The organism is Bacillus sp. V5-8f, assembly GCF_002863565.1.
Classification (GTDB): domain Bacteria; phylum Bacillota; class Bacilli; order Bacillales; family DSM-1321; genus Peribacillus.
In genome coordinates, this window is sequence record NZ_PGUW01000005.1 from 258,890 (window position 1) to 285,292 (window position 26,403).

The 26,403-nt window shown below is 43.0% G+C and carries 28 protein-coding genes and 2 other annotated features; of the genes, 7 read left to right on the forward strand and 21 right to left on the reverse strand.

Features of this window, described 5'->3' with window-relative positions:
- The first annotated feature begins 108 nt into the window (after window positions 1-108).
- Window positions 109-1,092 (forward strand): COX15/CtaA family protein, encoded by a 984-nt coding sequence (locus CUU64_RS08870; protein ID WP_101633201.1) that lies wholly within the window; start codon window positions 109-111, stop codon window positions 1,090-1,092.
- Between the two features lie 52 nt (window positions 1,093-1,144).
- On the opposite strand, the gene pyc is transcribed toward CUU64_RS08870, so the two are convergent.
- Together pyc and CUU64_RS08880 are read right to left on the reverse strand one after the other, a co-directional pair.
- Window positions 1,145-4,585 carry a pyruvate carboxylase gene (gene pyc / locus CUU64_RS08875; RefSeq protein ID WP_101633202.1) on the reverse strand — a complete coding sequence of 1,147 codons (3,441 nt, stop codon included), beginning with the start codon at window positions 4,583-4,585 and terminating at the stop codon, window positions 1,145-1,147.
- A 463-nt stretch (window positions 4,586-5,048) separates the two neighbouring features.
- The gene (locus tag CUU64_RS08880; protein ID WP_101633203.1) at window positions 5,049-5,330 is read right to left on the reverse strand and encodes an Fpa/YlaN family protein; all 282 of its coding nucleotides are present in this window, start codon (window positions 5,328-5,330) and stop codon (window positions 5,049-5,051) included.
- A 227-nt stretch (window positions 5,331-5,557) separates the two neighbouring features.
- Between CUU64_RS08880 and CUU64_RS08885 the strand changes: the two genes are divergently transcribed.
- Window positions 5,558-6,055 carry a hypothetical protein gene (locus CUU64_RS08885; RefSeq protein WP_101633471.1) on the forward strand — a complete coding sequence of 166 codons (498 nt, stop codon included), beginning with the start codon at window positions 5,558-5,560 and terminating at the stop codon, window positions 6,053-6,055.
- Window positions 6,056-6,119: 64 nt separating this feature from the next.
- On the opposite strand, the gene CUU64_RS08890 is transcribed toward CUU64_RS08885, so the two are convergent.
- Window positions 6,120-7,448 carry a PhoH family protein gene (locus CUU64_RS08890; RefSeq protein WP_101633204.1) on the reverse strand — a complete coding sequence of 443 codons (1,329 nt, stop codon included), beginning with the start codon at window positions 7,446-7,448 and terminating at the stop codon, window positions 6,120-6,122.
- Window positions 7,449-8,109: 661 nt separating this feature from the next.
- Between CUU64_RS08890 and CUU64_RS08895 the strand changes: the two genes are divergently transcribed.
- A complete protein-coding gene (locus CUU64_RS08895) occupies window positions 8,110-8,310 on the forward strand; it encodes a YlaI family protein (protein WP_101633205.1) in 201 nt (66 codons plus the stop codon).
- 59 nt (window positions 8,311-8,369) lie between these two features.
- Here the strand turns inward: CUU64_RS08895 and CUU64_RS08900 are convergent, their stop codons facing one another.
- Genes CUU64_RS08900 through typA form a run of 3 tightly spaced genes read right to left on the reverse strand, consistent with a single transcriptional unit; the run spans window position 8,370 to window position 10,837 of the window.
- Entirely contained in the window at window positions 8,370-8,657 is a 288-nt protein-coding gene (locus CUU64_RS08900) for a hypothetical protein (RefSeq protein WP_101633206.1), read from the reverse strand.
- A gap of 3 nt (window positions 8,658-8,660) precedes the next feature.
- Window positions 8,661-8,969 (reverse strand): YlaH-like family protein, encoded by a 309-nt coding sequence (locus tag CUU64_RS08905; protein ID WP_101633207.1) that lies wholly within the window; start codon window positions 8,967-8,969, stop codon window positions 8,661-8,663.
- Window positions 8,970-8,992: 23 nt separating this feature from the next.
- The gene (gene typA, locus CUU64_RS08910) at window positions 8,993-10,837 is read right to left on the reverse strand and encodes a translational GTPase TypA (protein ID WP_101633208.1); all 1,845 of its coding nucleotides are present in this window, start codon (window positions 10,835-10,837) and stop codon (window positions 8,993-8,995) included.
- A 177-nt stretch (window positions 10,838-11,014) separates the two neighbouring features.
- Between typA and CUU64_RS08915 the strand changes: the two genes are divergently transcribed.
- Window positions 11,015-11,209, forward strand: a complete 195-nt coding sequence (locus tag CUU64_RS08915) for a YlaF family protein (RefSeq protein ID WP_101633209.1) — start codon at window positions 11,015-11,017, stop codon at window positions 11,207-11,209.
- A gap of 36 nt (window positions 11,210-11,245) precedes the next feature.
- Here CUU64_RS08915 and CUU64_RS08920 read toward each other — a convergent pair whose 3' ends face one another.
- Together CUU64_RS08920 and CUU64_RS08925 are read right to left on the reverse strand one after the other, a co-directional pair.
- On the reverse strand, window positions 11,246-12,040 hold the full coding sequence (locus tag CUU64_RS08920; RefSeq protein WP_101633210.1) for an inositol monophosphatase family protein: 795 nt from the start codon (window positions 12,038-12,040) through the stop codon (window positions 11,246-11,248).
- 291 nt (window positions 12,041-12,331) lie between these two features.
- Entirely contained in the window at window positions 12,332-12,529 is a 198-nt protein-coding gene (locus CUU64_RS08925) for a hypothetical protein (protein ID WP_101633211.1), read from the reverse strand.
- Between the two features lie 199 nt (window positions 12,530-12,728).
- Here CUU64_RS08925 and CUU64_RS08930 point away from each other — a divergent pair, with 199 nt between their 5' ends.
- Window positions 12,729-13,349, forward strand: a complete 621-nt coding sequence (locus CUU64_RS08930; RefSeq protein ID WP_101633212.1) for a YktB family protein — start codon at window positions 12,729-12,731, stop codon at window positions 13,347-13,349.
- 105 nt (window positions 13,350-13,454) lie between these two features.
- Here the strand turns inward: CUU64_RS08930 and trpA are convergent, their stop codons facing one another.
- From trpA to CUU64_RS08975, 9 genes are all read right to left on the reverse strand, one after another.
- Complete coding sequence (gene trpA / locus CUU64_RS08935; RefSeq protein WP_101633213.1) at window positions 13,455-14,243, reverse strand: tryptophan synthase subunit alpha; 789 nt, start codon at window positions 14,241-14,243, stop codon at window positions 13,455-13,457.
- Window positions 14,236-15,441, reverse strand: coding sequence for a tryptophan synthase subunit beta (gene trpB, locus CUU64_RS08940; RefSeq protein WP_101633214.1), 1,206 nt, complete (start codon window positions 15,439-15,441; stop codon window positions 14,236-14,238). The genes trpA and trpB overlap by 8 nt, the downstream gene beginning before the upstream one ends.
- 14 nt (window positions 15,442-15,455) lie before the next feature.
- Complete coding sequence (locus tag CUU64_RS08945; protein WP_101633215.1) at window positions 15,456-16,067, reverse strand: phosphoribosylanthranilate isomerase; 612 nt, start codon at window positions 16,065-16,067, stop codon at window positions 15,456-15,458.
- Between the two features lie 16 nt (window positions 16,068-16,083).
- Window positions 16,084-16,854 carry an indole-3-glycerol phosphate synthase TrpC gene (gene trpC, locus CUU64_RS08950; protein WP_101633216.1) on the reverse strand — a complete coding sequence of 257 codons (771 nt, stop codon included), beginning with the start codon at window positions 16,852-16,854 and terminating at the stop codon, window positions 16,084-16,086.
- Window positions 16,855-17,877, reverse strand: coding sequence for an anthranilate phosphoribosyltransferase (trpD, locus tag CUU64_RS08955; protein ID WP_101633472.1), 1,023 nt, complete (start codon window positions 17,875-17,877; stop codon window positions 16,855-16,857).
- Window positions 17,878-17,879: 2 nt separating this feature from the next.
- Window positions 17,880-18,464: an anthranilate synthase component II gene (locus CUU64_RS08960; RefSeq protein WP_101633217.1), complete on the reverse strand. Its 585-nt coding sequence runs from the start codon at window positions 18,462-18,464 to the stop codon at window positions 17,880-17,882.
- The gene (trpE, locus tag CUU64_RS08965) at window positions 18,461-19,846 is read right to left on the reverse strand and encodes an anthranilate synthase component I (protein ID WP_257985465.1); all 1,386 of its coding nucleotides are present in this window, start codon (window positions 19,844-19,846) and stop codon (window positions 18,461-18,463) included. The genes CUU64_RS08960 and trpE overlap by 4 nt, the downstream gene beginning before the upstream one ends.
- Window positions 19,847-19,906: 60 nt before the next feature.
- Window positions 19,907-20,146: a binding site (T-box leader), on the reverse strand.
- Window positions 20,147-20,189: 43 nt separating this feature from the next.
- Window positions 20,190-20,428, reverse strand: a binding site (T-box leader).
- 68 nt (window positions 20,429-20,496) lie between these two features.
- Window positions 20,497-20,769 (reverse strand): UPF0223 family protein, encoded by a 273-nt coding sequence (locus CUU64_RS08970; protein ID WP_101633218.1) that lies wholly within the window; start codon window positions 20,767-20,769, stop codon window positions 20,497-20,499.
- Between the two features lie 70 nt (window positions 20,770-20,839).
- A complete protein-coding gene (locus tag CUU64_RS08975) occupies window positions 20,840-21,799 on the reverse strand; it encodes an NAD(P)H-dependent flavin oxidoreductase (protein WP_101633219.1) in 960 nt (319 codons plus the stop codon).
- A gap of 413 nt (window positions 21,800-22,212) precedes the next feature.
- Here CUU64_RS08975 and CUU64_RS08980 point away from each other — a divergent pair, with 413 nt between their 5' ends.
- Window positions 22,213-23,688: an aminotransferase class I/II-fold pyridoxal phosphate-dependent enzyme gene (locus tag CUU64_RS08980; RefSeq protein WP_101633220.1), complete on the forward strand. Its 1,476-nt coding sequence runs from the start codon at window positions 22,213-22,215 to the stop codon at window positions 23,686-23,688.
- Window positions 23,689-23,747: 59 nt separating this feature from the next.
- On the opposite strand, the gene CUU64_RS08985 is transcribed toward CUU64_RS08980, so the two are convergent.
- Together CUU64_RS08985 and CUU64_RS08990 are read right to left on the reverse strand one after the other, a co-directional pair.
- Window positions 23,748-23,864, reverse strand: a complete 117-nt coding sequence (locus tag CUU64_RS08985; protein WP_101633221.1) for a GapA-binding peptide SR1P — start codon at window positions 23,862-23,864, stop codon at window positions 23,748-23,750.
- 229 nt (window positions 23,865-24,093) lie between these two features.
- Window positions 24,094-24,390 carry a DUF3055 domain-containing protein gene (locus tag CUU64_RS08990; RefSeq protein ID WP_101633222.1) on the reverse strand — a complete coding sequence of 99 codons (297 nt, stop codon included), beginning with the start codon at window positions 24,388-24,390 and terminating at the stop codon, window positions 24,094-24,096.
- Window positions 24,391-24,535: 145 nt separating this feature from the next.
- Between CUU64_RS08990 and CUU64_RS08995 the strand changes: the two genes are divergently transcribed.
- Window positions 24,536-24,970, forward strand: coding sequence for a DUF1885 family protein (locus CUU64_RS08995; RefSeq protein ID WP_101633223.1), 435 nt, complete (start codon window positions 24,536-24,538; stop codon window positions 24,968-24,970).
- Between the two features lie 54 nt (window positions 24,971-25,024).
- On the opposite strand, the gene CUU64_RS09000 is transcribed toward CUU64_RS08995, so the two are convergent.
- On the reverse strand, window positions 25,025-25,831 hold the full coding sequence (locus CUU64_RS09000; protein ID WP_257985466.1) for a polysaccharide deacetylase family protein: 807 nt from the start codon (window positions 25,829-25,831) through the stop codon (window positions 25,025-25,027).
- 164 nt (window positions 25,832-25,995) lie between these two features.
- Window positions 25,996-26,241 (reverse strand): hypothetical protein, encoded by a 246-nt coding sequence (locus CUU64_RS09005; RefSeq protein ID WP_101633225.1) that lies wholly within the window; start codon window positions 26,239-26,241, stop codon window positions 25,996-25,998.
- Window positions 26,242-26,403 lie beyond the last annotated feature (162 nt).

Consider the following 26,403-nt stretch of genomic DNA (forward strand, 5'->3'; position numbering starts at 1 on the left):
CGTGAGGTTTAAAAACATATCATCTAACTGCTAGACAGACCCTACAGAGGCGTGGATCAGAAGCAGTTAAACTGATGAGTTAGAAGAATATGAAGAAGGTGAATAACAATGCATCGTGCGTTGAAGTGGTTCGCGGTTTTAACAACAGTTGGGATGCTGCTGATCCTGCTAGGTGGGGCACTAGTAACGAAAACGGAATCCGGAATGGGCTGTGGAAGGACCTGGCCTTTATGCAATGGGCAATTCGTTCCAACCGATATAACCCCCGAGCTCATTATTGAGCTTGCCCACAGGCTCGTTTCCGGCAGTGTTGGCTTAATGGTCTTAATCCTTAGCATTTGGTCGTGGCGTACGATCGGACATATTAGGGAAACAAAGTTTCTTTCCCTGTTATCATTCTTCTTCCTAGTAGCTCAGGGATTAATCGGTGCGGCAGCAGTCATCTGGGGACAATCCGATTTCGTGCTGGCACTTCATTTCGGTATATCCTTAATTTCTTTTGCATCCGTTTTCCTCTTAACTCTGCTAATCTTTGAAATTGACAAAAAATTTGAAGCCGAGAAGCTGGTGATCGATAATAGAATGAGGTTTCATATAAAAGGAATCATCAGTTATACATTTATCGTTGTTTACACCGGCGCTTTGGTGAGGCACACAAACGCCAGCCTGGTTTGCAAGGATTGGCCCCTGTGCCTCAACTCTGATCCATTGCTTCCAGGCAATATGTATGAGTGGATCCAGATGGGGCATAGAGCTGCAGCTGGAATCGTTTTCCTGTGGGTAGCCTATGTAACAATGATTGCAATTAGGCACCATAAGCACCAAAAGGTTTTATATTGGGGCTGGATTTCATCTCTGGTATTAGTATCTTTACAAGTAATCGCCGGAGCCTTTATCATTTTCTCGAGGCTTAATTTGTATATCGCGCTTGGGCATGCACTTTTCATTTCATGTTTCTTTGGAGTAATGAGTTACATGCTCCTGCTCTCATCTCGCAGCAGAAAAAATGAAGCCGCTTTGGAACAAGGACATAACACGGTCATGGATGTAGGAGAACAGAACGTTGATGCTAAAGGTGCTGCAGCCCAGTAAGCGCATCATAACAAAGCGCCATCTTTCAAAGAAAGATGGCGCTTTGTTATTTTTACTTTGAAATCTCAATTAATAAGTCCCCGGTACTGATTGCTTCACCGTTTGAAACATAGATGTCCTTAATCGTGCCTGAGAAAGGCGCCTGCACTGTCGTCTCCATTTTCATTGCTTCTGTGATAATCAGATGGTCGCCCTGATTAACCTTTTCTCCTTTTTCGACTACGACTCTGATTACTGTTCCCGGCATAGTTGCCCCGATATGCGATTCATTTTTAGGGTCTGCCTTTACCTTGGACTGTACTGCGGATTTGATGCTTTCATCCTTAATTACTACCTCACGCGGTTGGCCGTTCAATTCAAAGTAGAGTACGCGGGTTCCATCAACCTGCGGCTGTCCAATTGAAACTAATTTGACAATCAAGTTTTTCCCTGTCTCGATTTCAACCTGAATTTCCTCTCCCAGCCTCATTCCGTACAGGAAGGTAGGGGTATCCAGGGTGGATATGTCCCCGAACTGCTCAACAGTTTTCACATAATTGAGGAACACTTTCGGGTAAAGAGCATATGCCAATGCATCAAAGCTTGTCACTGGTCTTCCGATTTCTTTAAACAACTCTTCCTTTAACGCCTGGAAATCGACATCATCAAGCAGCTCGCCAGGTCTTACAGTAATAGGGGTCCTTCCTTTTAATACTACTTCCTGAAGTTCCTTTGGAAAACCTCCATACGGCTGGCCTAAGTAACCTTCGAACAACTCAATAACAGAATCCGGAAAATCAATCGATTTGCCTTTTGTCAATACAGACTCTTCATCCAAATCATTTTGGACCATGAATAAGGCCATATCTCCTACAACCTTCGAGGATGGCGTAACTTTGACAATATCGCCAAAGAGAGCATTGACACGGGAATACATTTCTTTCACCTCTGCCCAACGCTCGCCCAAGCCCACTGCCTTGGCCTGCTGCTGTAGATTGCTGTATTGTCCTCCAGGCATTTCATGCTGATAGACTTCAGTATGCGGTGAATTCATTCCACTTTCAAAATCGCTGTAATACTTTCTGATACCTTCCCAGTACTCGGAAAGCTGCTCCATGGATTTTACATCTGCCTTAGGCTGCCTCTTTGACCCTTCTAAAGCGTAATAGAGTGTCTGTGAACTAGGCTGTGAAGTTAGTCCTGCCATAGAACCAAGAGCAGTATCTATGATATCAACCCCGGCTTCAATTGCTTTGGCATACATATAAATGCCGTTACCGCTTGTGTCATGCGTATGCAGATGGATCGGTATGGAAACTGTTTCTTTTAATTCGGAAATTAATCGGTACGCAGCTTCCGGCTTTAGCAAACCTGCCATATCCTTTATGCCAAGGATATGAGCACCTTGATGTTCCAATTCCTTAGCAAGGTTTTTGTAATACTTGATATCGTATTTGCTGCGGTTTAGGTCATTGATATCCCCTGTGTAGCACATCGCGGCTTCCGCAATCTTTCCAGAGCTGCGAACCGCATCAATTGCTACTTCCATGCCTTTTACCCAGTTTAAGCTGTCAAAAATACGGAATACATCGATGCCAGCATAGGCTGATTTTTCGACAAACTCCTTTATAACATTATCCGGATAGTTTTTATAGCCGACTGCGTTAGATGCGCGCAAAAGCATCTGGAACAATACATTCGGCACTTTTTCTCGCAGTTGCAGCAGCCTGTCCCACGGATCTTCTTTTAAGAACCTGTAAGCTACATCAAATGTAGCACCTCCCCACATTTCAAGTGAAAAGAGGTTAGGTAATAGCTTTGAGGTCGGCTCCGCAATGTGAAGCAAATCAGTCGTACGGATCCGAGTCGCCAGCAGGGATTGGTGGGCGTCGCGGAACGTGGTATCTGTTAAGAGCACTTCTTTCTGTCCCTTGACCCATTCTACCAGGCCTTCTGCCCCTTTGCTGTCAAGAATCTGTTTTGTGCCGTCCTGGACAGGAAGCTCATGGCTGATTTGAGGGATTGCAGGCTTATCAAAAATTGGCTTTTTCTTTTGCTCGATGCCCGGGAATCCGTTTACAGTCACGTTACCAATATAGCTGAGCATTTTCGTTCCGCGGTCTTTTCGGACAGGGAACGCGAAAAGTTCTGGTGTCGCATCAATAAAGGACGTATTATATTGTCCTGTCAGAAATTTTTCATGTTTTACAACATTCTCAAGGAAGGGAATATTGGTTTTGATTCCCCTAATCCTGAATTCTTTTAAGTTCCTTAGCATCTTTGCAGCTGCCTGTTCGAACGTATGGGCTTGTGTTGAAAGCTTCACAAGCAACGAATCGTAATAAGGCGTAATTATAGCACCCTGGAAGGCGTTGCCCGCATCCAAACGGACTCCGAATCCACCGCCAGATCGATAAGCCATAATTTTTCCGGTATCAGGCATGAAATTATTTAATGGATCCTCGGTAGTTACCCGTGACTGGATTGCATACCCAATCGTGTGTATGTCTTCCTGTACCGGAATATCCAGCGGGGCTTTGTGGAGATGATGCCCTTCTGCGATCATGATCTGAGACTGAACAATATCAAGTCCAGTAATCATTTCGGTAATTGTATGCTCTACCTGAACCCGTGGGTTGACTTCGATGAAATAAAACTCATTGTTTGCAACAAGGAATTCCACGGTACCAGCATTCACATAATCAACATTTTTCATAAGGTCTACTGCTGCATCGCAAATCTTTCCCCTTAATTCTTGGGATAAAGACACGCTAGGCGCTACCTCTACAACCTTCTGATGTCTTCTCTGGACGGAGCAATCACGTTCATAAAGATGGACGATGTTGCCATGCTTATCCCCAAGGATTTGCACTTCGATATGCTTTGGATTTTGGATGAACCTTTCAACATAAACCTCATCATTCCCAAATGCTGCTTTGGCTTCTGATTTGGCCCTGTCATATGCCTCACGGACTTCTTCCATTTTGTTTACGATACGCATGCCGCGTCCGCCGCCGCCAAGAGACGCTTTTATGATGATTGGGAAGCCATATTTTTCCCCGAATGAGATAACTTCATCAAGTTCCTGTACAGGGCCGTCGCTTCCAGGGATAACCGGAATGTTGGCAAGCACTGCCTGGTGCCGGGCTTTTACTTTGTCGCCAAACATATCAAGATGCTTCGTTTCAGGCCCGATAAAAATAATCCCTTCCTCTTCACAGCGGCGGGCAAACTCGATGTTTTCCGATAGGAACCCATAGCCAGGATGAATAGCATCTACCCCGCTTGATTTAGCAATCTCAATGATCCCTTCAATATCCAAGTAGGCATCTATCGGTTTTTTCCCCTCGCCTACCAGATAGGCCTCATCTGCTTTATAGCGATGGTATGATCCGTAATCCTCCTTGGAATATATACCCACCGTGCGTATTCCAAGCTCTGTACAAGCCCGGAAGATCCGGATGGCGATTTCGCCGCGATTGGCGGCAAGTACTTTTTTAATGCGTTTTCCCATTCCCTACACCTACCTAATCTCATGTTATTAATTTTTTTATTATAAAAAGAGTGAGAGTTCACTCCCACTACTTTGTTTGCAAACAATTTATTTTTGTTAAATAGTAATGGGAGGCTATTATGTAAATATTTAGATAGGCGTATAGTTCGCCGCACTCATATTCTTGCAACCTGTACCCTTTACTTTACATGATAAAACCTTTTTTGTAAAAAAACATTAAATGTTCTTAATTAAAGATGTTATCGAATTATCGAAATTTTGTAAATATTATTTTTAGAATATATCATAATAAAATTCTATAACGCTACTGTTTTATCACTGATATCTATCACCAGTTCCATAGCTATACTATTATGTTGCTTTTTACACATAAAAGTGTCAAGCATATTCAGGCGAAATCCATATTAAAAAAACTCAAACAATCTTACGATTTGTTTGAGTAATTTCTCTTCTCGGAGCATCTTTATTTACGAAGGGATGCTTCATGCAAAGCCGATAATTCCCTTTCAAGAGCTTCCAGTAGGGATTTTCCATCAGCTTCTTCCACCAATCCCAAACGGACAGCGAAATCTATTTCCCGGGATAAGCCGAACATTTGTGTATCAAGAACCTCTTCGTAAAGAGGACATTGAGGCATTGTAAGATTATCCATTTGTACCTTTATGAGCTTTAATATCTTGTCAGCATCAGCTTTTAGCAAAGCAAAGGCTTTTTCTCGATGATTGACAAGCATTTCAGATGCCATATTAAATCCCCCCGCTTGTAAAGCGATTAAATCTTATCTATAAATTTTACTCTTACTTTTGCAAAAAAGCAAGAAGTATAGAAGGACATTTTAAGAGCGAATGCCTCATAGTAAAGGTTTCGATGCTAGAGTGCGGAATTTTTCGACAAAATCAGACTAATCTATTGTTACTCCCCTGCCATTGCCGGTATACTAAAGATAGTGTATTACAGGAAGGGATGAAAGTCTTGGAATCGATAGTTTTTATAAAAGGTGAAGTTAAATACAATATTACGTTAGATCCGGGGGTATGGATTTTTGATGACAGGAAGGTTGATCTGAACACATACTTCCAGGAGGAACATCAACAAATAAATGAACTCGAGGAATACACGATTGCTGCGTCAAAACATTGGGAAAGGGAGATCCGTGAGGGCGCCATTTTTCCGCCAACACTTAAGACAGAGAAGAAGTATGAAAAGGAAAAGGTATTAACAGGTACCTTCGGGATCCCATTTAAACAATTTCTTGAAAATGCGGAGCCGCGAGGTACAGCTTCTTCTGTCATTATTGAAACGGAAACAGGCGAAAGCGCCCATTCTTTAGAAACGGCGAAAGCTTTTATCCTCGGCTTTTCCGTAAACGGCCAGCCTCTGCGGGAAGACGGGCCGGTCTATGTTTATTTTGGCGATGGCTCGAACTTGGCCAATCCGATTAAACAAGTTAAATCATTCCGGATTGAATGAATTTTCAGCCCATTCTCTTAAGCCCCTAGAAAGGAATGGGCCAAAAATTCGTCTGGTTCAAAAGCTATAGTATGGTCGCCGCCAATTGGGCAAGACCCGATCGCTCACCTTTTATAAGCTTGATATGGCCAGCTATGGGTTGGTCCTTAAATTTTTCGACCACGTACGTTAGCCCGTTGTTGTATTCATCCAAATATGGGTGGTCGATTTGTTCAGGATCTCCCATTAAGACTATTTTACTGCGGTCTCCCACCCGGGTGAGAATTGTTTTTACTTCATGCTTTGTTAGGTTTTGCGCTTCGTCAATAATGATAAACTGGTCCGGAATGCTCCTTCCCCTGATATAGGTCAATGCTTCAACCTCGATGGAGCTCATTCCGGCTAGTATGGCATCAAGCTCACCAGGTTTCTTTGTATTGAACAAATACTCAAGATTATCAAAGATCGGTTGCATCCACGGCCTCAGTTTCTCTTCCTTTTCGCCCGGCAAATAGCCGATATCCTTCCCTACTGGAACAATAGGCCGGGCCACAAGCAGCTTTTTATATTGGCCTAGGTCCTCTGTCTGCATCAATCCCGCGGCCAAAGCAAGTAAAGTTTTTCCTGTTCCGGCTTTTCCGATTAGGGTTACCAGAGGCAGATCAGAGCGAAGGAGGATTTCCATAGCCATTATCTGCTGTACATTCCTGGGCTTAATCCCCCAAATATGTTCCTGGTCGAACACAAGCTTCTTGATTGTCGTTCTTGACTTATCCACAATTGCAATTGCCGAAGAGGAACCGCCCAATTCATCTTTCAAAAGGACGAATTCATTTGGATAAAATGGTTTTTTGGTAATTTCGGTGCACAATACGCTTCCTTTTTCATAAAACCTGTCCAAGACTTCCTTTGGGACAAAAAACTCTCGGAGGCCGCTGTATATATGGTCTAATTCCACAACCCGGTCATTTAGGAAATCCTCTGCGGTAAGCCCGATGGCATCAGCCTTAACCCTGACCAACGTGTCTTTGGATACCAGAATGACTGTCCTGCCATTTTCTTTTGTTTGTTCTTCAAGCGCTAAATTCTTCGCAACTGCCAGTATTCTATTATCATTGGTTTTTTCAACAAATATTTCTTGCAGTTCATGAAACGACCGATGATTTAATTCAATTCTTAGAAAACCGCCATTATGAAGCGGTATTTTCTCATGAAGCTTTCCTATTTCACGGAAGCTATCAATCAATTTCGATACTTGCCTTGCGTTCCTCCCTATTTCGTCCATATACCTCTTTTTCGAATCGACTTCCTCAAGTACAACTGCTGGAATGACTACTTCATTCTCTTCGAAGGAAAAAATCGAATAAGGGTCTTGCAACAAGACATTGGTATCTAATACATAGATTTTGCCCAATATGACGCCCCCTGCCTGTTCATTCTGGAAAAGTCCACGAACCCGCATTTATTGCTACTTTAGTTTATGCCGTGGACGAGACTGTTGCTAAAATATATGTTTGTTCGCATTAAGATAGAAGAACATTTGCAGACTATATACAAAATGTCGGAATGTAGGCTATGCAGGTGAAAAAACATTGGTATAGGATGATTGCTTTCCTGTTGATGCTGATTGCAATGCAGAAGACATCGCCGCAGAACCCAGAGACAAATCAACCGAGAACCCTCACAAGTAAGAAGCAAGGCAATGAGAGATCCAGAGAGGCAGTTCGTCCAACAAGTTTTTATAGGCTTTACAGCATGCGGAGGTAGATCCCGGAGAGTTATGCGACAGAAGTGGTGTTAGATATTACATCGTTGTTGATAAATGTAGACGTAAAAATCGAGTGCTCACAATTACGGCAATGTTTAATGATCTTTAGTTGAAGCAATGAGAGAAGATCCTGCTGCAGCAAATTCTTCATTAGATTTTTATGTAAGTTTCTGAACTCATTTTGCCTTATACAAATATTCGTGAAGCATGAAACATGTTATACTCTTAGTATGTAATATTTAAGGGCATGAAAAGGGGTAACCATGCACTGACTAATATTTCAATACCAGAAAAGAGGAAGATTGCCATGCGGGTAAAATGCGTTATTTGCGATACGATCGAGACGATTCCTGATTTTTCCCCTGAAGCTAAAAAGCTGAGGAACCGGCCGATCCATACATATATGTGCAAGAGCTGCCATCAAAGAATTGAAGAAAAAACAAACGCAAGGATCAATTCAGGAAATTTCCGCTTATACCGGAGCGTGACCAAGGATGATGAATGGTAGGCCTGATTATTGCAAAAACAGAAAAAACCGTGGATTCCACATTGTGGACCCACGGTTTTTTATTCTTCATAATTGATATATTTTTCTGGTTCAGCTTGTATTTGTTCAAGCATCACGTCAATCAGTTCAATAGGAAACCGCACTTCTTTTTTCTCCTGATTGACCTGATATTCGACATAATAAAAGGGGTCTTCTTGTTTGACCTTAATAATCATTGCTTGATGCTCGTCACGAATAAGCTGTTCAAATAGCAATCTTGTATCCCTTGCAGCAGTGTCATCAGGCCGTGCATCACAGACAACTTTGATTGTTAGCCAATTATATAGGGTATTCTGCAATGATTGCATATTTTATGCCTGCTCTTCTTTTTTATGGTTGTGCAGGCGAAACTTGTATATGCCAAGAACCAGGGCAGCGATAACCAACCCTTCGCCAACAGGCAGGAAAACAGCAAGAAATGAAAGAAGCGAGCATCCTAGTGCCATTGCGGTATAGATAATCACATTTTTCAATAGCGGAAGCTTTTTCGCAAATCCGAGCTGATATACGAGGGCGCAAAGTACAAACACCGTTGCGTATAAATACCACATTCCCGTTTCAGGATTCTTATCCACATTAAAAAGTGCCGCAAAGAAAGACAGCCGCTCCTCCACATTCATCCCTTTTCCCCCCTGGAAAAATATTAGTTTGATTCAGCGTATTTTTTCTTTTTTGCCGCTTTTTCCCGTTCGTTTTTGTCAAGAACCTTTTTGCGAAGACGAATCGATTCAGGCGTTACTTCACAATACTCATCATCGTTCAGATACTCCAGCGATTCTTCAAGAGACATAATTTTTGGCTTCTTCATAGTAGTTGTTTGGTCTTTGTTGGCAGATCGCATATTGGTCATTTGCTTTGCCTTGACAATATTTACGGTTAGATCATTTTCGCGGTTATGCTCGCCAACGATCATCCCTTCGTAAATCTCGGTACCTGGCTCAACAAAAATAACGCCGCGGTCTTCAACACCCATAATTCCATATTGAGTGGCTTTTCCATTTTCCATGGAAACCAGCACGCCTTGCCTTCTTCCGCCGACTTGGCCGGACTGCATCGGCTGATAGCTGTCAAATGAATGGTTCATGATTCCATAACCACGAGTAAGCGTAAGGAATTCCGTAGAATAACCAATTAGGCCGCGAGCAGGTACGTTAAAAATCAGACGGACTTGTCCGCTCCCGTTGTTAATCATATCTAGAAGCTCGCCCTTCCTAGCTCCAATTGATTCCATGATTGCTCCCGTATGCTCTTCCGGAACATCAATTTGCACGCGTTCAACAGGCTCGCACCGAACGCCGTCAATTTCCTTGACGATAACTTCAGGCTTGGAAACCTGTAGCTCATAGCCTTCACGCCTCATGTTTTCAATTAAGATAGACAAATGAAGCTCACCGCGCCCTGATACAATCCAAACGTCAGGTGAATCTGTATCTTCAACACGCAAGCTCACGTCTGTTTCGAGCTGGGACTTCAATCTTTCCTCAATTTTCCTGGCTGTTACAAATTTGCCTTCACGCCCTGCAAACGGACTGTTGTTTACAAGGAAAGTCATTTGCAAAGTAGGCTCATCGATACGCAATACTGGAAGTGCTTCCTGATGGTCTACAGGAGTCACTGTTTCCCCTACGTTAATGTCCTCCATCCCGGAAACAGCGACAAGGTCACCGGCAACCGCTTCTTCAACTTCAACACGCTTTAAGCCGATAAAACCAAAAATTTTCGTAACGCGGAAATTCTTGACTGATCCGTCAAGCTTCATTAATGCAACCTGCTGGCCGACCTTCATCGTACCGCGGAAAACGCGGCCGATACCAATACGTCCAACATAATCGTTATAGTCAAGCAATGCTACTTGGAATTGCAGCGGCTCTTCGCGGTTATCAACCGGAGCAGGGATCGTATCAACGATTGTTTCAAATAATGCTTCCATTGTTGGTTCCTGCTTAGCTGGGTCCGGGTCAACGCTTGCTGTACCGTTTATGGCTGAAGCATAAATAACCGGGAATTCAAGCTGTTCCTCATCAGCGCCCAGCTCGATGAATAGATCAAGGACTTCATCAATGACTTCCTGTGGACGTGCGGAGTCTTTGTCTATTTTGTTCACAACGACAACCGGTGTAATTTTTTGTTCCAATGCTTTTTTTAAGACAAAGCGTGTTTGGGGCATTGTGCCTTCATACGCATCAACAACAAGCAATGCGCCATCAACCATTCTCATGATCCGCTCCACTTCACCGCCAAAATCAGCGTGGCCCGGTGTATCAAGAATATTGATCTTTGTGTCTTTATATTGAACGGCTGTATTTTTTGCCAGGATCGTGATTCCGCGTTCTCTTTCAAGGTCGTTGGAATCCATGGCGCGTTCTTCAACGTGCTCATTTGCACGGAATGTACCTGATTGTTTCAATAGTTCGTCTACCAGCGTCGTTTTCCCATGGTCAACGTGGGCAATGATCGCGATATTGCGAATATCATTACGAGATTTCAATAAATTCACTCCTAGTATATAATGTCTGTCCCATTAACTTACATATTATATCACATTCATAGTAGAAACAAAGAAAGAAATTGTGTACAATCATAAGAAAAGCGCAGGTTGCCCTGTAATTTAAAGAAATGTCTGCTCAAAAATATTAACTTCCATTTAAAAAACGGGGTGAAGAATATGAAGGAAGTACGATGGAATTTCCTGCTTCTCGCGATACTTGCTGCAGCGAGCATGGCGTGGACAGGCATTGCGATCGGCGAGGGAAGCGCAATCGGCATCATGCTTAGTATACTCGCTTTATTTATCATTATGGGCTATGGCTTTACCAAGAAAAGAAAACTGCGTGAAAAGGGCACAAAAGCACAAAAATAAGCCAGGAAAAACGCCACTTTTCATAGTGGCGTTTTTTCACAGATTGTTCAAGTAATTCTCCTGAATCTCTTTATGAAGGCCGGGTTTCGACACAAACAAGGATCCTCCTTTGATAAAATCCAAAGGATTTCCATAAAGATCGCTGACCTCTCCTCCTGCCTCTTCGATTAGGATGGCCCCTCCTGCAAAATCCCAGGGAGAAAGCCTTGGTGTAATATACGCATCCAGCCTGCCAGCTGCGACGAAGGCAAGTTCAAGTGCAGCAGATCCATATGACCTTGTTCCCCTCACGTCCCGAACGAGAGGTGCCAGTATGGAGGGATCAATTTTCTTATTTTCGGTAACCCACGTCGCATTTAAAGACAGAATCGCTTCCTTCACAGGTACTTGTTCCAGCTTAGGGATTTCCTTTTCATTCATAAACGCCCCTTGTCCCCTGATTGTATGATACAATTCATCATGGACAACATCATACACAAGCCCGATTTTTCCGACACCATCTTCAAGGATACCGATGGATATTGCGAAATTCCTTTGCTGGTGAATGAAGTTCATCGTACCGTCAATTGGATCAATGATCCAGACGATGCCTTTTAAATCACTGACGGCATCTCCCATCCCTTCCTCCCCCAGAATCCTGTGGCCCGGGAAGGTTTCCGTTATTTTATCAAGGAAAAATTGCTCCGTTTCCCTGTCCATGTTCGTAACAAGATCGTTTGGATTTGACTTTGTTTCAATGTTCAGCTTTTTTTCAAACGAGAATCTAAGCTTTTCTCCTGCTTCTTCGATCCATTTTTTCGCATATGTATCTATTTCTTTCCAATTCGTCATACCTGATCCTCCGGTCATTTGGTGAACACATCCCCTAGTATATGAAGATATAAAAATTTTAGGCTTTATTCAGCTGGCAGCCAACGAAAACAACAAGATATTGGTCCATGGATAAAGCCGGTTTTATTTAGCTTACTTTATACTGCCATTTTCTTCAAGAAAACAGGGTTTATAAAAGACGGACACTTTGTTTTTTCCAAGAAAGTGTCCGTCTTACATCTTCCATATTCCATTAAGATTGTAAATTCTCATTTCCAGCTTTTTTTCTCCTTTTTTCTCCGAGGGCCTTTGCTATAACGCCTTAAGTCTTAATAATTCTAAGCGGATGCGTTCTAGCTTTTGTTTGCATTGATTCTTTTTTTGTTCATTTTTTTCACCGATTGCCTCGAATAAGGTAGCAAGCTCATAATCCATTTCCATTCTCAATACTGCTGTTCTATGTTTTTCAACTTCTTTTGCTTTTAACGCCTGATTCATAACTTGTTTCATGGAATCTGCTCCTTTCAATCATTTAACTAAATTTTCAGATTTATTTTTACTATATATTATGACGCCCCTCGTCAAATCGCAACAAATATGTGCAATAACCTAACATGAATCCAAGGGAACGATCATGCTATAGTAATTTTTTTTCAATTAATTATCCCTGTGCTACAATATATGTAGGACAAGATACAGGAGGAACGAAATGGAACAACCGACTTTTACTGCCAGTGATTTTGATGTTTTTAAAATAGATGGGCTAGATGAGCGAATGGAAGCTTTAAAGGAGCAGATTTGGCCAAAGCTTCAAACCCTGGGCACCCACTTTTCGCAAGAATTATCAGCCAAGACCGGCGACGAGATGTTTGCCCATGTCGCGAAGCACGCAAGACGGACCGTAAATCCCCCGAAAGATACGTGGGTTGCTTTTGCTGCCAATAACCGGGGATATAAAATGATGCCCCACTTCCAGATTGGTTTATGGGAAACCCATATGTTTATTTGGTTTGCAGTGATTTATGAAGCACCTAATAAAGCAGAATTTGGAAAAACCCTTGAGCAGGACGCCCTAAAAGTAAATGATATGATCCCGAATTACTTTGTTTGGTCGCTCGACCATACTAAGCCTGAAGTGATTCCTCATGAAGGCCTCTCCGTCGAGGAATTGACATCCATGTTCAAACGGCTTCAGACCGTGAAAAAAGCAGAAATCCTTTGTGGGATACAAATCCCCCGTGATGAAGCGGTCACGCTATCAGGAGAAGCCCTGGTAACAAAAATCAGTAATGCGTTTGACCATTTAATACCCCTGTATAAACTGAGTTAAACATATAGTGTGGCAATCGGCAGGAAACACGGAATAGCAAGAGATTTCTATAAATAAAGTAAAGGGCTGGATCCGTTATCCAGCCCTTTTTTACAGTTATTCTGTTTATGACAGCACTTTTCCTTTTGCCGCTTGAATCAAGTTGGTAATTTCATCGTATTCCCCGGCAGAAAGCAATTGGACGATCTTGCTCCCGACAACTGTACCGTCACAGTATTTACCGGCCTCTTGAACATGCTGCGACGTGGAAATCCCGAAACCAGCCAAAACTGGGATGTTGCTTATGGACCGGACCTGCTGTAAGAAGCGGCCGGTTTCCTCTTCAAAATGGTCCCTTGCCCCTGTTGTTCCTTTTATGGTTACAGCGTATAGGAAGCCCTCAGCTCCATCCACTAGTTTCTTTATCCGCTCTACCGGGCTTGTTAATGTCACAAGCCGCACTAAAGCAATACCTGACTGTTTTAACTCCCCGGATATGATGCCTTCTTCTTCAAGCGGCATGTCCGGAATGATGCAGGCGTCCACTCCGGCCGCACTACAATCAGCAGCAAACTGCCCGGCCCCGTAGGCAAACACCGGATTAAGATAAGTCATCAGAATGATAGGAATATCGATTTCCGAACGTATAGAGGTTAGAGTCTCTAATATGCCTCTCAGGGATACTCCTTGTTCAAGGGCGCGCTTCCCTGCCTCCTGTATGACCGGCCCGTCTGCTACCGGATCCGAAAACGGAATCCCCAATTCCACTGCATCAGCTCCCGCCCCTTGCAAGAATAAAAGCTGCTCCTTCAATTTACCGAGGCCTCCATCACCTGCCATAATGTATGGTATAAACGCCTTATCACCTTTTTGGCTGCACATTTCAAGCGCTTGTTCGAGTCTGTCCTTACCCAATGATATTTCCTCCCATCAGCTTCTGGATTGTTTCCACGTCTTTGTCTCCCCTGCCTGACAGGCAAATAACAAGTTTTTTTTCAGTACCCATTTCCTTAGCAAGTCCTACTGCGTGAGCCACCGCATGCGAGCTTTCGAGCGCAGGGATAATCCCTTCAGTCCGTGATAGCAAAATGAAAGCGTCCAGAGCTTCTTTATCAGTAACGGAAGCATACTTCACCCTTCCAATATCTTTTAATAAACTGTGCTCAGGTCCTACACCTGGGTAATCGAGGCCCGCCGAAATCGAATGCGCTTCCTGAATTTGGCCATTATCATCCTGCAACAAATACATTAAGGAGCCATGGAGGATTCCTTGCTTGCCTTTTGTCAGGGTCGCTGCATGCTTATCCGTATCAATGCCGCTTCCTGCAGCCTCAACACCGACCAATGATACGCCTTCATCCTCTATAAACGGATAGAACATTCCCATGGCATTACTGCCGCCGCCGATACAGGCAACAATCGCATCTGGAAGGTCTCCCTCCATTTCTTCAAACTGGCGTTTTGTTTCATTGCCAATAACGCTTTGAAAATCCCGGACAATTTTCGGAAATGGGTGCGGTCCAAGAACCGAGCCCATTATATAATGGGTATCATCCACATTTGCCACCCAATATCTTAAAGCTTCATTAACAGCATCTTTAAGTGTGCCGCTCCCCTGGTCCACGGAGACCACCTTGGCCCCAAGCAGCTCCATGCGGAATACATTAAGCTTTTGACGGGCGACGTCTTCTTTCCCCATAAATATAACGCATTCCAAGTTCAGCAGGGCACATACTGTTGCGGTCGCTACACCGTGCTGGCCGGCACCTGTTTCGGCGACAACCTTTTTCTTTCCCATTCTTGTGGTTAAAAGCGCCTGGCCAATCGTATTGTTAATCTTATGGGCGCCTGTATGGTTCAGGTCTTCCCGTTTTAAATATATTTTTGCGCCTCCCGCATGTTTTGTAAGATTTTCAGCGTAATAGAGCGGGTTTTCACGCCCGATATACTGGGTTAAGTAATATTCCATTTCCTTTTGAAAATTCTCATCCTTGATCGCTTCTTCATAGGCTTTTTCAAGTTCCAATACGGCCGTCATGAGTGTTTCGGGAACGAATCTTCCTCCGTAAGGGCCGAAATGTCCGTTATTGTCTGGCTGAACATAGGTGCTCATTTACTTCCACTCCTTTAGTAGCTTCGTAGTTTTGCATTTCTCACAAATCTATAGATCTTATCCAAATCCTTAGCTCCGTTTGTTTCCACTCCGCTTGAAACATCAACACCGGCCGGCTGGACGGCTTTGATAGCCTCGCTTACATTTTCGGGTGTAAGCCCCCCTGCCAGAATAATGTTGTTAAGCGGAAGGGATTGCGGATCCAATAATTCCTCATCAATGGCTATCCCATTGCCGCCATGATATTTTCCTTTCGGGCTATCAAGCAAAAAATAGTCTGACTGGTATGAAGCCAGCTTTTCGAGGTCTTCCCGCTTGCCGATACCAAAGGCCTTAATAACCGGCAAACCCAATCCCTGAATATAGTCGGGTTTTTCATCACCATGCAGCTGGATATAATCAAGTCCTGCGATGCACTGAATCCGTTTTATTTCGTCTGGATGCTCATTTACAAAAACGCCCACTGTCTTGACCTTGCCACCGAGCCTGGCAATTATCTCCGCTGCCGATTCAGGCTCAATCCGGCGTTTGCTTTTAGCAAAGACAAAACCTAACAAATCGGCGCCTGCATCTATAGCTGCCTTGGCTGCTTCATGTGTTGTGATTCCGCAAATTTTTACGATCATCTAAAAACTCCTAACGTTACAGCTGAAATTCTACCAATTTATCAGCGAGGTTTTCACTTCTCATAAAGGTTTCTCCAACAAGGATTGCATTGGCGCCGGCCGCTTTTACCCGCATTACATCCTCTTTCGTCTTCATTCCGCTTTCGCTGATCAAGGCGCTTGATGACTTTCCAAGTTGTTTCGCCAGCCTTTCCGTAACCGCCAAATCAACTTCGAAGGTTTTTAAATTCCGGTTGTTGATCCCGATCATTTCCACACCCATATTCACAGCGCGCTCGAGTTCACGCTCGTCATGCACTTCGGTAATGACCTCTAGTCCGATACCCTTAGCGAATTGATACAGTTCCTTTTGCCTTTCGGCTGTAAGAGCTGCGACAATGAGCAAAATGACATCGGCTCCAGCTTTCCTTGCTCGGTCTATCTGGACTTCATCAATGATAAAATCCTTGCAAAGCAGGGGAACGCCCACCTCGGAACGGACAGACTCAAGGTCTGAAAACGAACCTTTAAAAAACTCTGAATCTGTTAAAACAGATATACCGGCGGCACCGTTTTCCGCATAAATGCGCGCCTGCTGGGCAGGAATAACATCCAGAGAAATATTTCCTTTTGAAGGGGATGCCCGTTTGATTTCCGCAATGATATCTATAACAGGATTTTGCTTGATCACAGAATACAATGACCTGCATTCTCTGCCATAGTCCTTACTCATGCTGTAACCCTTCTCCTTAAGCTCCGCTACCTCTTTTGCTTTATGAGCCAGGATTTTCGATAATATATCTCCCATTTAAATAACCCCACTTTTGGATCGATTATATGAAATAAGTGTTTCTAATTTATTCAACGCTTTCCCGCTATCAATACTTTCTTTGGCTAATGCGATTCCTTCTTGAATCGTTGCTGCCTTGCCGTTTGCAAATATTCCAAGGCCTGCATTCAGCAAAACAGTATCACGGTATGCCCCTTTTTGCCCTTTTAACACATTCAACAGGATTTGGCTGTTTTCTAAAGCATCTCCCCCTCGAATCGCCTCATTATCATAAACCGGGAGATCAACTTCTTCAGGATGAAGGGTAAAGCTTTTTATGCTCCCGTTATCCAGCAATATAAGGTTGTTTTCTCCCTGAAGACTAGCCTCATCCATACTGCCTGCCCCGTTCACTACAACTGCCCTTTTTCTGCCCAGAGAATGGAGAACCTTAGAGAAAGGCTCCAGCATATCGTTACGGTATACACCAAGCAGTTGAGATGTCAAATCTACCGGGTTGGTCAACGGGCCAATTAAATTAAATACGGTCGCTATTTTTAGTTCCCGCCTGATTTTCATGATCCTTGCCATTTTTGGGTGAATATGCGGGGCGAACAAGAAAGCAATCCCGTTTTCGATTAATAATTCTTCTACCTCAGCAGGGCCTGCCTGTAAATCTACGCCAAGCTTTTCAAGTACATCGGCACTTCCCGTCTTGCTTGAAACACTCCTGTTTCCATGTTTTGCGATGGTGATACCGGCCCCTGCAATAACAAAGGCTGAGGTCGTACTGATGTTAAAGCTTTGCGATCCGTCGCCTCCTGTTCCGCAATTGTCCATGACGTCATCAAATCGACGGGTGATGCGGAGGGCTTTTTTCCGCAGCACCTGTACAAGGCTTGCCATTTCATCGGCAGATTCACCTTTGGATTTAAGGGCAATGAGAAAGGCTGCAATCTCACTGTCCGTAATTTCTTCAGAAAATATGGAATCTGCAGCAAACGTCATCTCTTCTTGAGACAGCTCGGTCCTGTCCGTTAATTTTTGCAAGATTAATTTCATTGTCATTTAACTAACCTCCCAGCCTGATTGATGAATTGGTGCAATAGTTTTTTTCCTGATTTTGTTCCGATGGATTCCGGGTGGAACTGGACTCCGTACACAGGCAATGACACATGCCTGATTGCCATGATTTCACCGTCCGTCATATCGGTAGCCATTACCTCAAAATCAGGCGGAAGCGTATTTGCGTCCACGACCAATGAGTGATATCTCATTACCTCGAGAGGCTGCGGCTGATATTCAAAAAGCCCCTGTCCATTATGCGTGATTGGCGATGTTTTCCCGTGGCAAATCCGTTTAGCCTGGATAATATCCGCTCCAAATGCAGCGGCTATGGCCTGATGGCCGAGACACACACCAAGAATGGGGATTGATTCATAAAACTTCTTGATCAAAGGGATGCAGATGCCAGCTTCTTCCGGACGGCCGGGTCCTGGAGAAATGACAATCGCCTCAGGGTTTAGGGCTTCAATCTCTTCCAAAGTAATAGCATCGTTCCTTTTGACCAAAATGTCTTCTTCAAGCTCTGCCATATATTGATAAAGGTTATAGGTGAATGAATCATAATTATCTATTAACAATATCATGTTCTGCTCTCCTCCAACAGCGTTAACGACTTCGCTTTATTGATTGTTTCCTCATACTCTTTTTCGGGAACGGAATCATACACGACTCCTGCACCCGCCTGTACATAAGCTTTATTATCTTTAATGATCATTGTCCTGATCGCAAGGGCCATATCCAGGTCACCGTTAAAGGAAATATACCCAATTGCACCGGAATAAAGGCCGCGTTTTACATTTTCAAGCCTGTTGATTATATTCATTGCCTCAATTTTCGGAGCCCCTGAAACGGTTCCTGCCGGGAGGCACACTGCCAATGCATCCAGTCCCGTTATTCCTTCCCGCAGCTCTCCAGATACTTCAGACACCAAGTGCATGACATATTGATAACGTTCAATAACCATGGATGCTGTAATATCTATAGAACCTATGTTACTTACCCTTCCAAGGTCATTTCTCCCTAGATCTACAAGCATCTGATGTTCAGCGATTTCTTTCTCATCCGATAACAGTGTTCGTTCCAATAAATGATCCTCTTCCTCATTGCTTCCGCGAGGCCTGGTCCCAGCAATTGGGTTCAGTGTGACCTTCCTGCCTCTTGCCTTCATCATGCTTTCGGGAGAGGAACCCAGCACTGCATATCCTTCAAAATCCAAGTAGAACATGTATGGTGATGGATTTTTGATCCGCAAGCGCCGATAAACCTCGAAAGGACTGCCAGAGAACTCAGATGTGAAGCGTTGTGAAAGTACGATTTGAAAAATCTTGCCTTCAATAATCGATTGCTTTGCTTCTTTTACCATTTCTTCAAACCTTGATTGTCTGATCGACGGCTTGAAGTTCAAACTGCCTTTTTCCGTTTCGATATCAGTAGGCTCTTCCTCTAATATCTTCTTCAAGTTGTCCAGACGGCCTGTCAGCTCTGATTCATTGTCCCCAAGCACAACTAAATGGATTTTTTGAAGGGCATGATCGAACACAACGATTTCCCTGTAAACCATAAAGTGAGCGTCTGGCATTTTCAGTTCATCCAGCGGCACTTCCCCTATTTCTTCATACTGGCGGATCACATCATAGCCAAAATATCCAATGGCTCCTCCATGAAACGGGAATGGCAATTCTTTATCTGTTTCTGCCAAAATTTCTTGTTTTAAGAATTCAATAATCCTTCCATGTGCCTTTTTCGTTACATTGTCTTGCAGATCGGTTAGAGTAATCTCGGTTCCTGATGCAATGATTTCCAGAGTCGGGCTGCTTCCCAAATAAGAGTAGCGACCGTCCCCTTGATGCTTATGAGAGCTTTCAAGAAGGAATTTCTTTTTTCCCTTTAGCCTTTGAAACAGGGAGACAGGTGTATGTGTATCCCCTTCAAGCGTCACCAATCTGGATAATAGTTTGTTGTTCACATCTATCACATCTCCTTTTTCACAATAAAAAAATCCCCTGCAAACAGAAAAATCCTGTTTGCAGAGGACGATTCATTCACCGCGGTGCCACCCCTGTTGGAAGGCTAATAGTACAGCCCTCCCACTTGCAGGTACAGACAAGTCTGATACCTTATCCCGTTAACGGTGGAAGCCGTGCTCCCCAACACTCGTTCAGGAAGCCTCCCGCAAGTCCATTCGCCTGATTATATCGTACCGGTTCTCAGCATACCCGGCTCTCTGCAACGAATCTAAAAAGGCTACTTACTCCTGCGGTTTACGATTTACATAATTTTATTAAAAAAATACAAAAAGGGCCCTCATCCAAAAGGACGAGGAACCCGTGGTACCACCTTTATTAGCTTAAAAAGCTCACTTAAACAGCATCCGAAAATGCCTGCCTCTTATAACGATGAGACTTGTTCGCCAAAGCCTACTCCCTTTGTTAAGGTTTCAGTTTGGAGCTCAGAAGTCCATTCACTAAACGGTACAAACCGGTTTTCACCAACCACCGGCTCTCTTAATTGCTGCCGCAAAGCTACTACTCTTCTTCAACGCCGTTTATCGAATTCTTATTTAACATATTAAAACGTTTGAATATTTCTTGTCAAGCAATTTATCTGATAAGTTTATTATTTCATGGAAACCGGGTCACCGTCAGCCGTTTCCTTTGCCTTCTTCATCACGAGATAGGCGGAGTATCCGCTCACTTCTTTGAATTCATCCGTATATTTTTTTTCATCCGCTTTTCCGGGTACAATCTCCTTAAATCTCCGGTAAGCAGACATGAGATCGTCCTTTGGGATTTTACTCTCGTAAGCCTTTTCCACTGATTCGAAAAAACGGATAACATTAACGATTTCTTCAGTTGTCCAATCCATATCCATGGGATATTGATAATCCATAGGTTATCACCTGCTTCGAATTTTATATTGGGTATCCTGTTGTTTATTAGCTAAAAGCACGTTGTATTTGTTACCTTGCCCATTTTACCCGAATCGCTTCCGCTTCTTTTATCAACCTTTCAAAGAGCTCTGCCACTGTGGGCACATCATGGATCAATCCCATCACCTGGCCCGCCCAGGCGAAACCATTATCCGGTTCCCCATCATGGATATACCGTTTATTGGCCTCTCCGCTTATGTAGTCCTTTAATGCCTCATATGTTCCTTGTTCTTTTTCCAATTCAAGAATTTTATCTGTCCAGGAATTAGAAATCGTCCTGGCAGGGGCGCCGAGCGAACGTTTGATAATGACCGTATCCGTTTCAGTCCCCTTAATCAGAGCTTCTTTATATACTTCATGGGCATGGACACATTCTTGTGTGGCGATGAACCGTGTTCCCATTTCGATTCCTTCCGCCCCTAAAGATAAGCCTGCCATCAGCCCGCGTCCATCGCCAAAACCTCCGGAAGCAATAACCGGAATGGATACTGAGTCCACCACCTGCGGAATAAGCACAGTTGTGCCAATATCATCCCTTCCCAAGTGGCCGCCGCCTTCCTGTCCCACAACCATCACGGCATCGGCCCCTAATTCTTCCGCTTTCACAGCCTGCCTCCTGGCCGCAACCAAAACAAGTTTTTTAACATTTGTTCCTTTCAGTAAGTCAAAAAAAGGAGCCGGATTTCCGCCTGTCACCGAAATGATGGAAATTCCCTCATCGAGTGCCGCTTCCACAAAATCGGCGTATGTCCGATTATACTGTCCGATGGCAAAGTTTACTCCGAATGGTTTATTTGTCATGCTTTTTGTTTTTCTGATCTCTTCCCGAAGCTTCTCGGGATTATCCAGGCTCATCGCCGTTACCTGGCCCAGTCCCCCAGCGTTTGAGACGGCAGCGGCAAGCTCTGAATAGGCCAAATGAGCAAGCCCTCCCTGAATAATTGGATATCGAATGCCCAGCAGCTCAGTTACTCTTGTATTCCAATCCATAACGTTTCCCCTCCTTATTTTTCATCCTTCTTTATATAGTCTAAATAATCCAAGCTGGGAAAACCAGGATTTTCCCTTACTCCCCTACCATAAAATTAAAATCCGCCATACAGGTGCTCTAACATGCTAAAAAATAATTTCTTTGCAAACACTACCATAGATGCTATAATTCATTTGTTTTGTAAGAAATGCGCCAAGCGCCTCTAAACGAAAGAACATGGAGCTAAAGACTTTCATATATTGTGGTAAATCCTGCATCAGTACAAGGAATCCTTAGCTGATAGGTGCTGAAACCAACATTATCTATGTTTTTTTAGGCTGGATTCCTGCGGAAAGTCGGAGCTTCTAGGCGCACTAGCTAGAAATTAATACTACCTAATAGTAAATAAATATAAAAGAGGTGTTACGAAGAATTGTCCCAATATGATACACCCCTGTTCACTGGATTAATCCAGCATGCTAAAAAAGACCCTGTCCAATTCCATATTCCCGGCCACAAAAAGGGAACGGGAATTGACCCTGAATTCCGTGAATTCATAGGTGATAATGCATTAGCCATCGATTTAATCAATATCGCACCATTAGATGATCTTCATCAGCCAAGAGGCATGATCAAGCGAGCTCAGGAGCTTGCAGCGGAAGCGTTCGGTGCAGACCATACCTTTTTTTCCGTCCAGGGAACAAGCGGGGCCATCATGACGATGGTCATGGCGGTTTGCGGACCTGGAGATAAAATTATCGTTCCGCGAAACGTCCATAAATCCGTAATGTCTGGAATCGTATTCTCAGGGGCTGTTCCGATTTTTATCCATCCTGAAATAGATGAAAATCTGGGAATCTCCCATGGAATCACCATTGAATCAGTTGAGCACGCACTGGAACAGCACCCTGATGCAAAAGGTTTGCTGGTTATTAACCCAACATACTTTGGGATTTCTGCTGATCTAAAAAAAATCGTGGAAATTGCTCACTCCTACCATGTACCGGTTCTGGTTGATGAAGCGCATGGTGTCCATATCCACTTCCACGAAGAACTGCCGATGTCCGCCATGCAGGCAGGTGCCGATATGTCAGCTACTAGTGTACATAAGCTTGGAGGATCCCTGACCCAGAGTTCCATCCTGAATGTGAGGGAAGGGCTTGTCAATGTCAAGCGTGTACAATCGATTCTAAGTATGTTAACGACTACGTCAACATCGTATCTTTTACTTGCATCACTTGATGTTGCAAGAAAAAGGCTTGCAACAGAAGGCAGGGAGCTGGTTTCAAAAACGATTAAGCTTGCAAATTATATACGGGAGGAAGTCAACAAAATACCCGACCTGTATTGTCCCGGAAAAGAAATCCTCAAAAGCAAATCAACCTATGATATGGATCCGACCAAGCTAATCATTTCTGTCAAGGATGTCGGAATAAGCGGCCATGATGTAGAAAAATGGCTCCGGGAAAAATACAATATCGAGGTAGAAATGTCCGATTTATATAACATCCTTTGTATTGTAACACCTGGAGATACGAAAAAAGAGGCTGACTTATTGATTGGCGCCTTGAGGGACTTATCGGAAGAGTTTCATAAATATATCGGAGACGGGAAAAAAGTAACGGAAGTGCTTCTGCCTAACATTCCATCTCTTGCAATGTCTCCCCGTGATGCGTTTTATTCCGATACCGAAGTGATCCCGATTGATGAATCAGCTGGACGCATCATTGCAGAATTCATCATGGTTTATCCGCCGGGTATCCCCATTTTCATCCCCGGTGAGATTATAAATAAAGATAATATTGATTATATCAAGAAAAACCAAGAGGCTGGCTTGCCTGTACAGGGTCCTGAAGACTTTGACTTGAAGCACTTACGGGTAATCAAGGAGTTTAAGGCAATCACATAAAACAAAGCATGAAAAAGGCCGACTTTATACAGTCGGCCTTACTTTCGGGTGAATTTATCCTATTCTTCAGTCGCATCTTCCGGACATCTACCACATTGCGAATAGAGAACGGTAACTTTTTCATCCTCAAAATGATCAATTGTGCCATTGCAATGTTTACAAACGATTGTACCCATTTTTCCATTCCCCTTCCTGAAATTCATAGTTTTATAGTTAAAATGAAAACGCTTTAATTTATTAATTACATAATAATATAACACAATTAATTTTTCAAGCCTATTTTGTATGTCACATTAAGATTTTATTTACTTTTTTATGACAAAAATCATATACCTTAACAAAAAGTATGTCACAAATGATAGCAATTTAAAATAAAAAGGCCTGTCACCGGACCTTTGTGTTATTTTATTCATATTGTGATTGAAATGGGACCTCCGGCAGAAGCTCCTTAAAAAACTCAGCAAGTTCCATTGAATCGGAAGGTTTTATTTTAAAAGCAGCCTGCAAAAAATCCAGATCTTGAATATCTTTTAATTCGAGGAGGGTAGAACGCCCTGTTTGCATACATATTACTAAAGGCTTTCCAAAGAACATATTCGTATAAACAATTCCGAAGTCGAACCTTGTTTCTCCACCAGTAAACCCGACAAACCGGACCTTGACTGTCTCATTCTCATCGTATAATTTCTCGAATAGCTCCATACGTACCTCCCCAAATAGTTTGAATTTAATTATAATTAAAAAAACTTAAGGTTACAATCAACAAGCCTACTTGTTCCTGTTGCCAGTAGTTTCCAAACAGTGCTAGAATGAAATTGGATATAGCCTATTATAAGGGGGATCGAATTTGGCAGAAACAGCGTATATTAAACTAGTTCCCGGGTCGGATAAAGAAACGGTGACATTGGATGATGTGAAACAGTTGTTTGCCTATTATAAGCAAATCACCTCGAAAACTGGCAATCAGCTCGATTGGAATTATAAAAGCCATGCATTTCCCTATGAAATAAAAGAACCAAGTGATTCCGGCGGCAGATGGATGTATTTACAATCAGACTCAGACCGATATCATTTAATTTTAATTGGCATTGACCAAGAAAAAGCGTTTGACGAGTTACATAAGGAACGAATCCAAACTTATATACAAATCACCCTTCCAAAAACAGCTACATACGGAGATAAAGGAAAGGCCAATGAATTTTGCAGATTTCTCGCCAAAAAATTAAAAGGTGAGCTTCACTTATTCAATAAACGGGTCATGTATTTCTATCCTCGGAAATAGAAAACCGGCCAGATGTGGCCGGTCTTGGTACATGAAAACCGTGTTTTTGCGATCTCAAGGTGTTTCAATCAACGCAGGGTCAAGGATTCCATACCCTTCGCGAGCCAAATCCGTAACAATGGTGGAAATCGCATCACTAGTCCATTTTCTGTCGTGCATGAGTAAATTCGCGCCGTTCGTTAAATATGGAGAGTGGACCATAATATTTGAGAGCGCCCTTTTGTTTTGGTATTCCTTTTCCCAATCATATCCAAAGGTCCAATTCATGACGAGCATTTTTTCTTTTGCGGCGACTTGTTTCGAAAATTCGGTGTTTAAACCGAATGGAGCCCTGAAAAATCTCGGTCGTTCCCCAGTTATAGCTTCAACGGCATCATTCAGAGCTACGATTTCATTTTCCTGATCTTCCTCGGTCAAATCCTTAAGTGCTGCGTGGTTATATGTATGGTTCCCAATCGCAAAACCCATGTCGTGGATTTCCTTTAACACTGCTTTTTCTGCCTCTGTATCGAGGAAATGCCCATTAACAAAGAAAATAGCCTTTACACCGTGTTTTTTTAAAGTGGTTGCGATAGACAAAGAATATTTATCAGGTGCATCATCAAATGTCAAAAGGACAACTTTAGATTCCGCTCCGGAAATAGGTTGTAAGGACCAATTAGCGGGATTTAAACGATATTTGGATTCAACAGTATTAGGAGACAGGGAAGTTTCTTGCTTTCCTTCTCCCGTTTCTATTTCGCCTTTGCCATTTGATTGTCCCTTGTCTGCTTCGACACTGGTTTTATTGTGGATCTGTGTTTCTGTCTTTTCTCCTGTTTTATTCTCAGATGAAGAACTTTGTACACTGCACGCCGTCAAGTAAAAGCAACATAAAATGCATACCATGCATATTTTATTCAGGTTTCTTCCCTCCCCCGCTGTCGATTTTTATTTATGAAAAAGACACGCCATCGGATGAAGACTGCGATGACGAACGAACAATTTTCAATATTTGAAAATAAATTCTATGCACACTGCGGTTTTCAATGAGGCAGATATCTGTTGAACAGAAGCTGTATGACTGCATAGCTGAGAAGGCTTGTGCAAGTAACCAGGATCGTGCCCCTGTTTGTCTTAAGAATGGTTTTGCCGATATAAGCTGCAAAATAGCAAAATATCATAAACATAATTACTTTGAACAGTAAGCGGTCGTAGGATGACAGCCATTCAGCTAAGGTATACCCGCTCCAGAGAATGATTTGAAAGAGGAACACAATATAACTTTTCAAATTATACAGCCTCACTTTGCCAGTGGTCTATTCATTTTATAACCCAACCGCAGGTCCGTAAACGTGTATGCCAGAGTTTTTTGACAGGGCCTGTCCAAGAAGGTTACCTGAAAACCTTTAACCTTAATAAATCATTTATATGCGTGAAATTTTAAATTTATG

Excerpts from the sequence above, each read along its gene's own strand:
- CUU64_RS08930 (WP_101633212.1), top strand. The coding sequence starts at position 12,729 with ATGGAACAACCGACTTTTACTGCCAGTGATTTTGATGTTTTTAAAATA.
- CUU64_RS08870 (WP_101633201.1), top strand. The coding sequence starts at position 109 with ATGCATCGTGCGTTGAAGTGGTTCGCGGTTTTAACAACAGTTGGGATG.
- CUU64_RS08985 (WP_101633221.1), bottom strand. The coding sequence starts at position 23,864 with ATGGGTACAATCGTTTGTAAACATTGCAATGGCACAATTGATCATTTT.
- CUU64_RS08905 (WP_101633207.1), bottom strand. The coding sequence starts at position 8,969 with ATGAATGTGGAGGAGCGGCTGTCTTTCTTTGCGGCACTTTTTAATGTG.
- CUU64_RS08990 (WP_101633222.1), bottom strand. The coding sequence starts at position 24,390 with ATGGAGCTATTCGAGAAATTATACGATGAGAATGAGACAGTCAAGGTC.
- CUU64_RS08975 (WP_101633219.1), bottom strand. The coding sequence starts at position 21,799 with ATGGATTGGAATACAAGAGTAACTGAGCTGCTGGGCATTCGATATCCA.
- trpD (WP_101633472.1), bottom strand. The coding sequence starts at position 17,877 with ATGAAATTAATCTTGCAAAAATTAACGGACAGGACCGAGCTGTCTCAA.
- CUU64_RS08970 (WP_101633218.1), bottom strand. The coding sequence starts at position 20,769 with ATGGATTATCAATATCCCATGGATATGGATTGGACAACTGAAGAAATC.
- CUU64_RS08945 (WP_101633215.1), bottom strand. The coding sequence starts at position 16,067 with ATGATCGTAAAAATTTGCGGAATCACAACACATGAAGCAGCCAAGGCA.
- CUU64_RS08900 (WP_101633206.1), bottom strand. The coding sequence starts at position 8,657 with ATGCAATCATTGCAGAATACCCTATATAATTGGCTAACAATCAAAGTT.
- CUU64_RS08960 (WP_101633217.1), bottom strand. The coding sequence starts at position 18,464 with ATGATATTGTTAATAGATAATTATGATTCATTCACCTATAACCTTTAT.
- CUU64_RS08915 (WP_101633209.1), top strand. The coding sequence starts at position 11,015 with ATGAAGGAAGTACGATGGAATTTCCTGCTTCTCGCGATACTTGCTGCA.
- CUU64_RS08925 (WP_101633211.1), bottom strand. The coding sequence starts at position 12,529 with ATGAAACAAGTTATGAATCAGGCGTTAAAAGCAAAAGAAGTTGAAAAA.
- CUU64_RS08880 (WP_101633203.1), bottom strand. The coding sequence starts at position 5,330 with ATGGCATCTGAAATGCTTGTCAATCATCGAGAAAAAGCCTTTGCTTTG.
- trpC (WP_101633216.1), bottom strand. The coding sequence starts at position 16,854 with ATGGGAGATATATTATCGAAAATCCTGGCTCATAAAGCAAAAGAGGTA.
- CUU64_RS08920 (WP_101633210.1), bottom strand. The coding sequence starts at position 12,040 with ATGACGAATTGGAAAGAAATAGATACATATGCGAAAAAATGGATCGAA.
- trpB (WP_101633214.1), bottom strand. The coding sequence starts at position 15,441 with ATGAGCACCTATGTTCAGCCAGACAATAACGGACATTTCGGCCCTTAC.
- pyc (WP_101633202.1), bottom strand. The coding sequence starts at position 4,585 with ATGGGAAAACGCATTAAAAAAGTACTTGCCGCCAATCGCGGCGAAATC.
- CUU64_RS08895 (WP_101633205.1), top strand. The coding sequence starts at position 8,110 with ATGCGGGTAAAATGCGTTATTTGCGATACGATCGAGACGATTCCTGAT.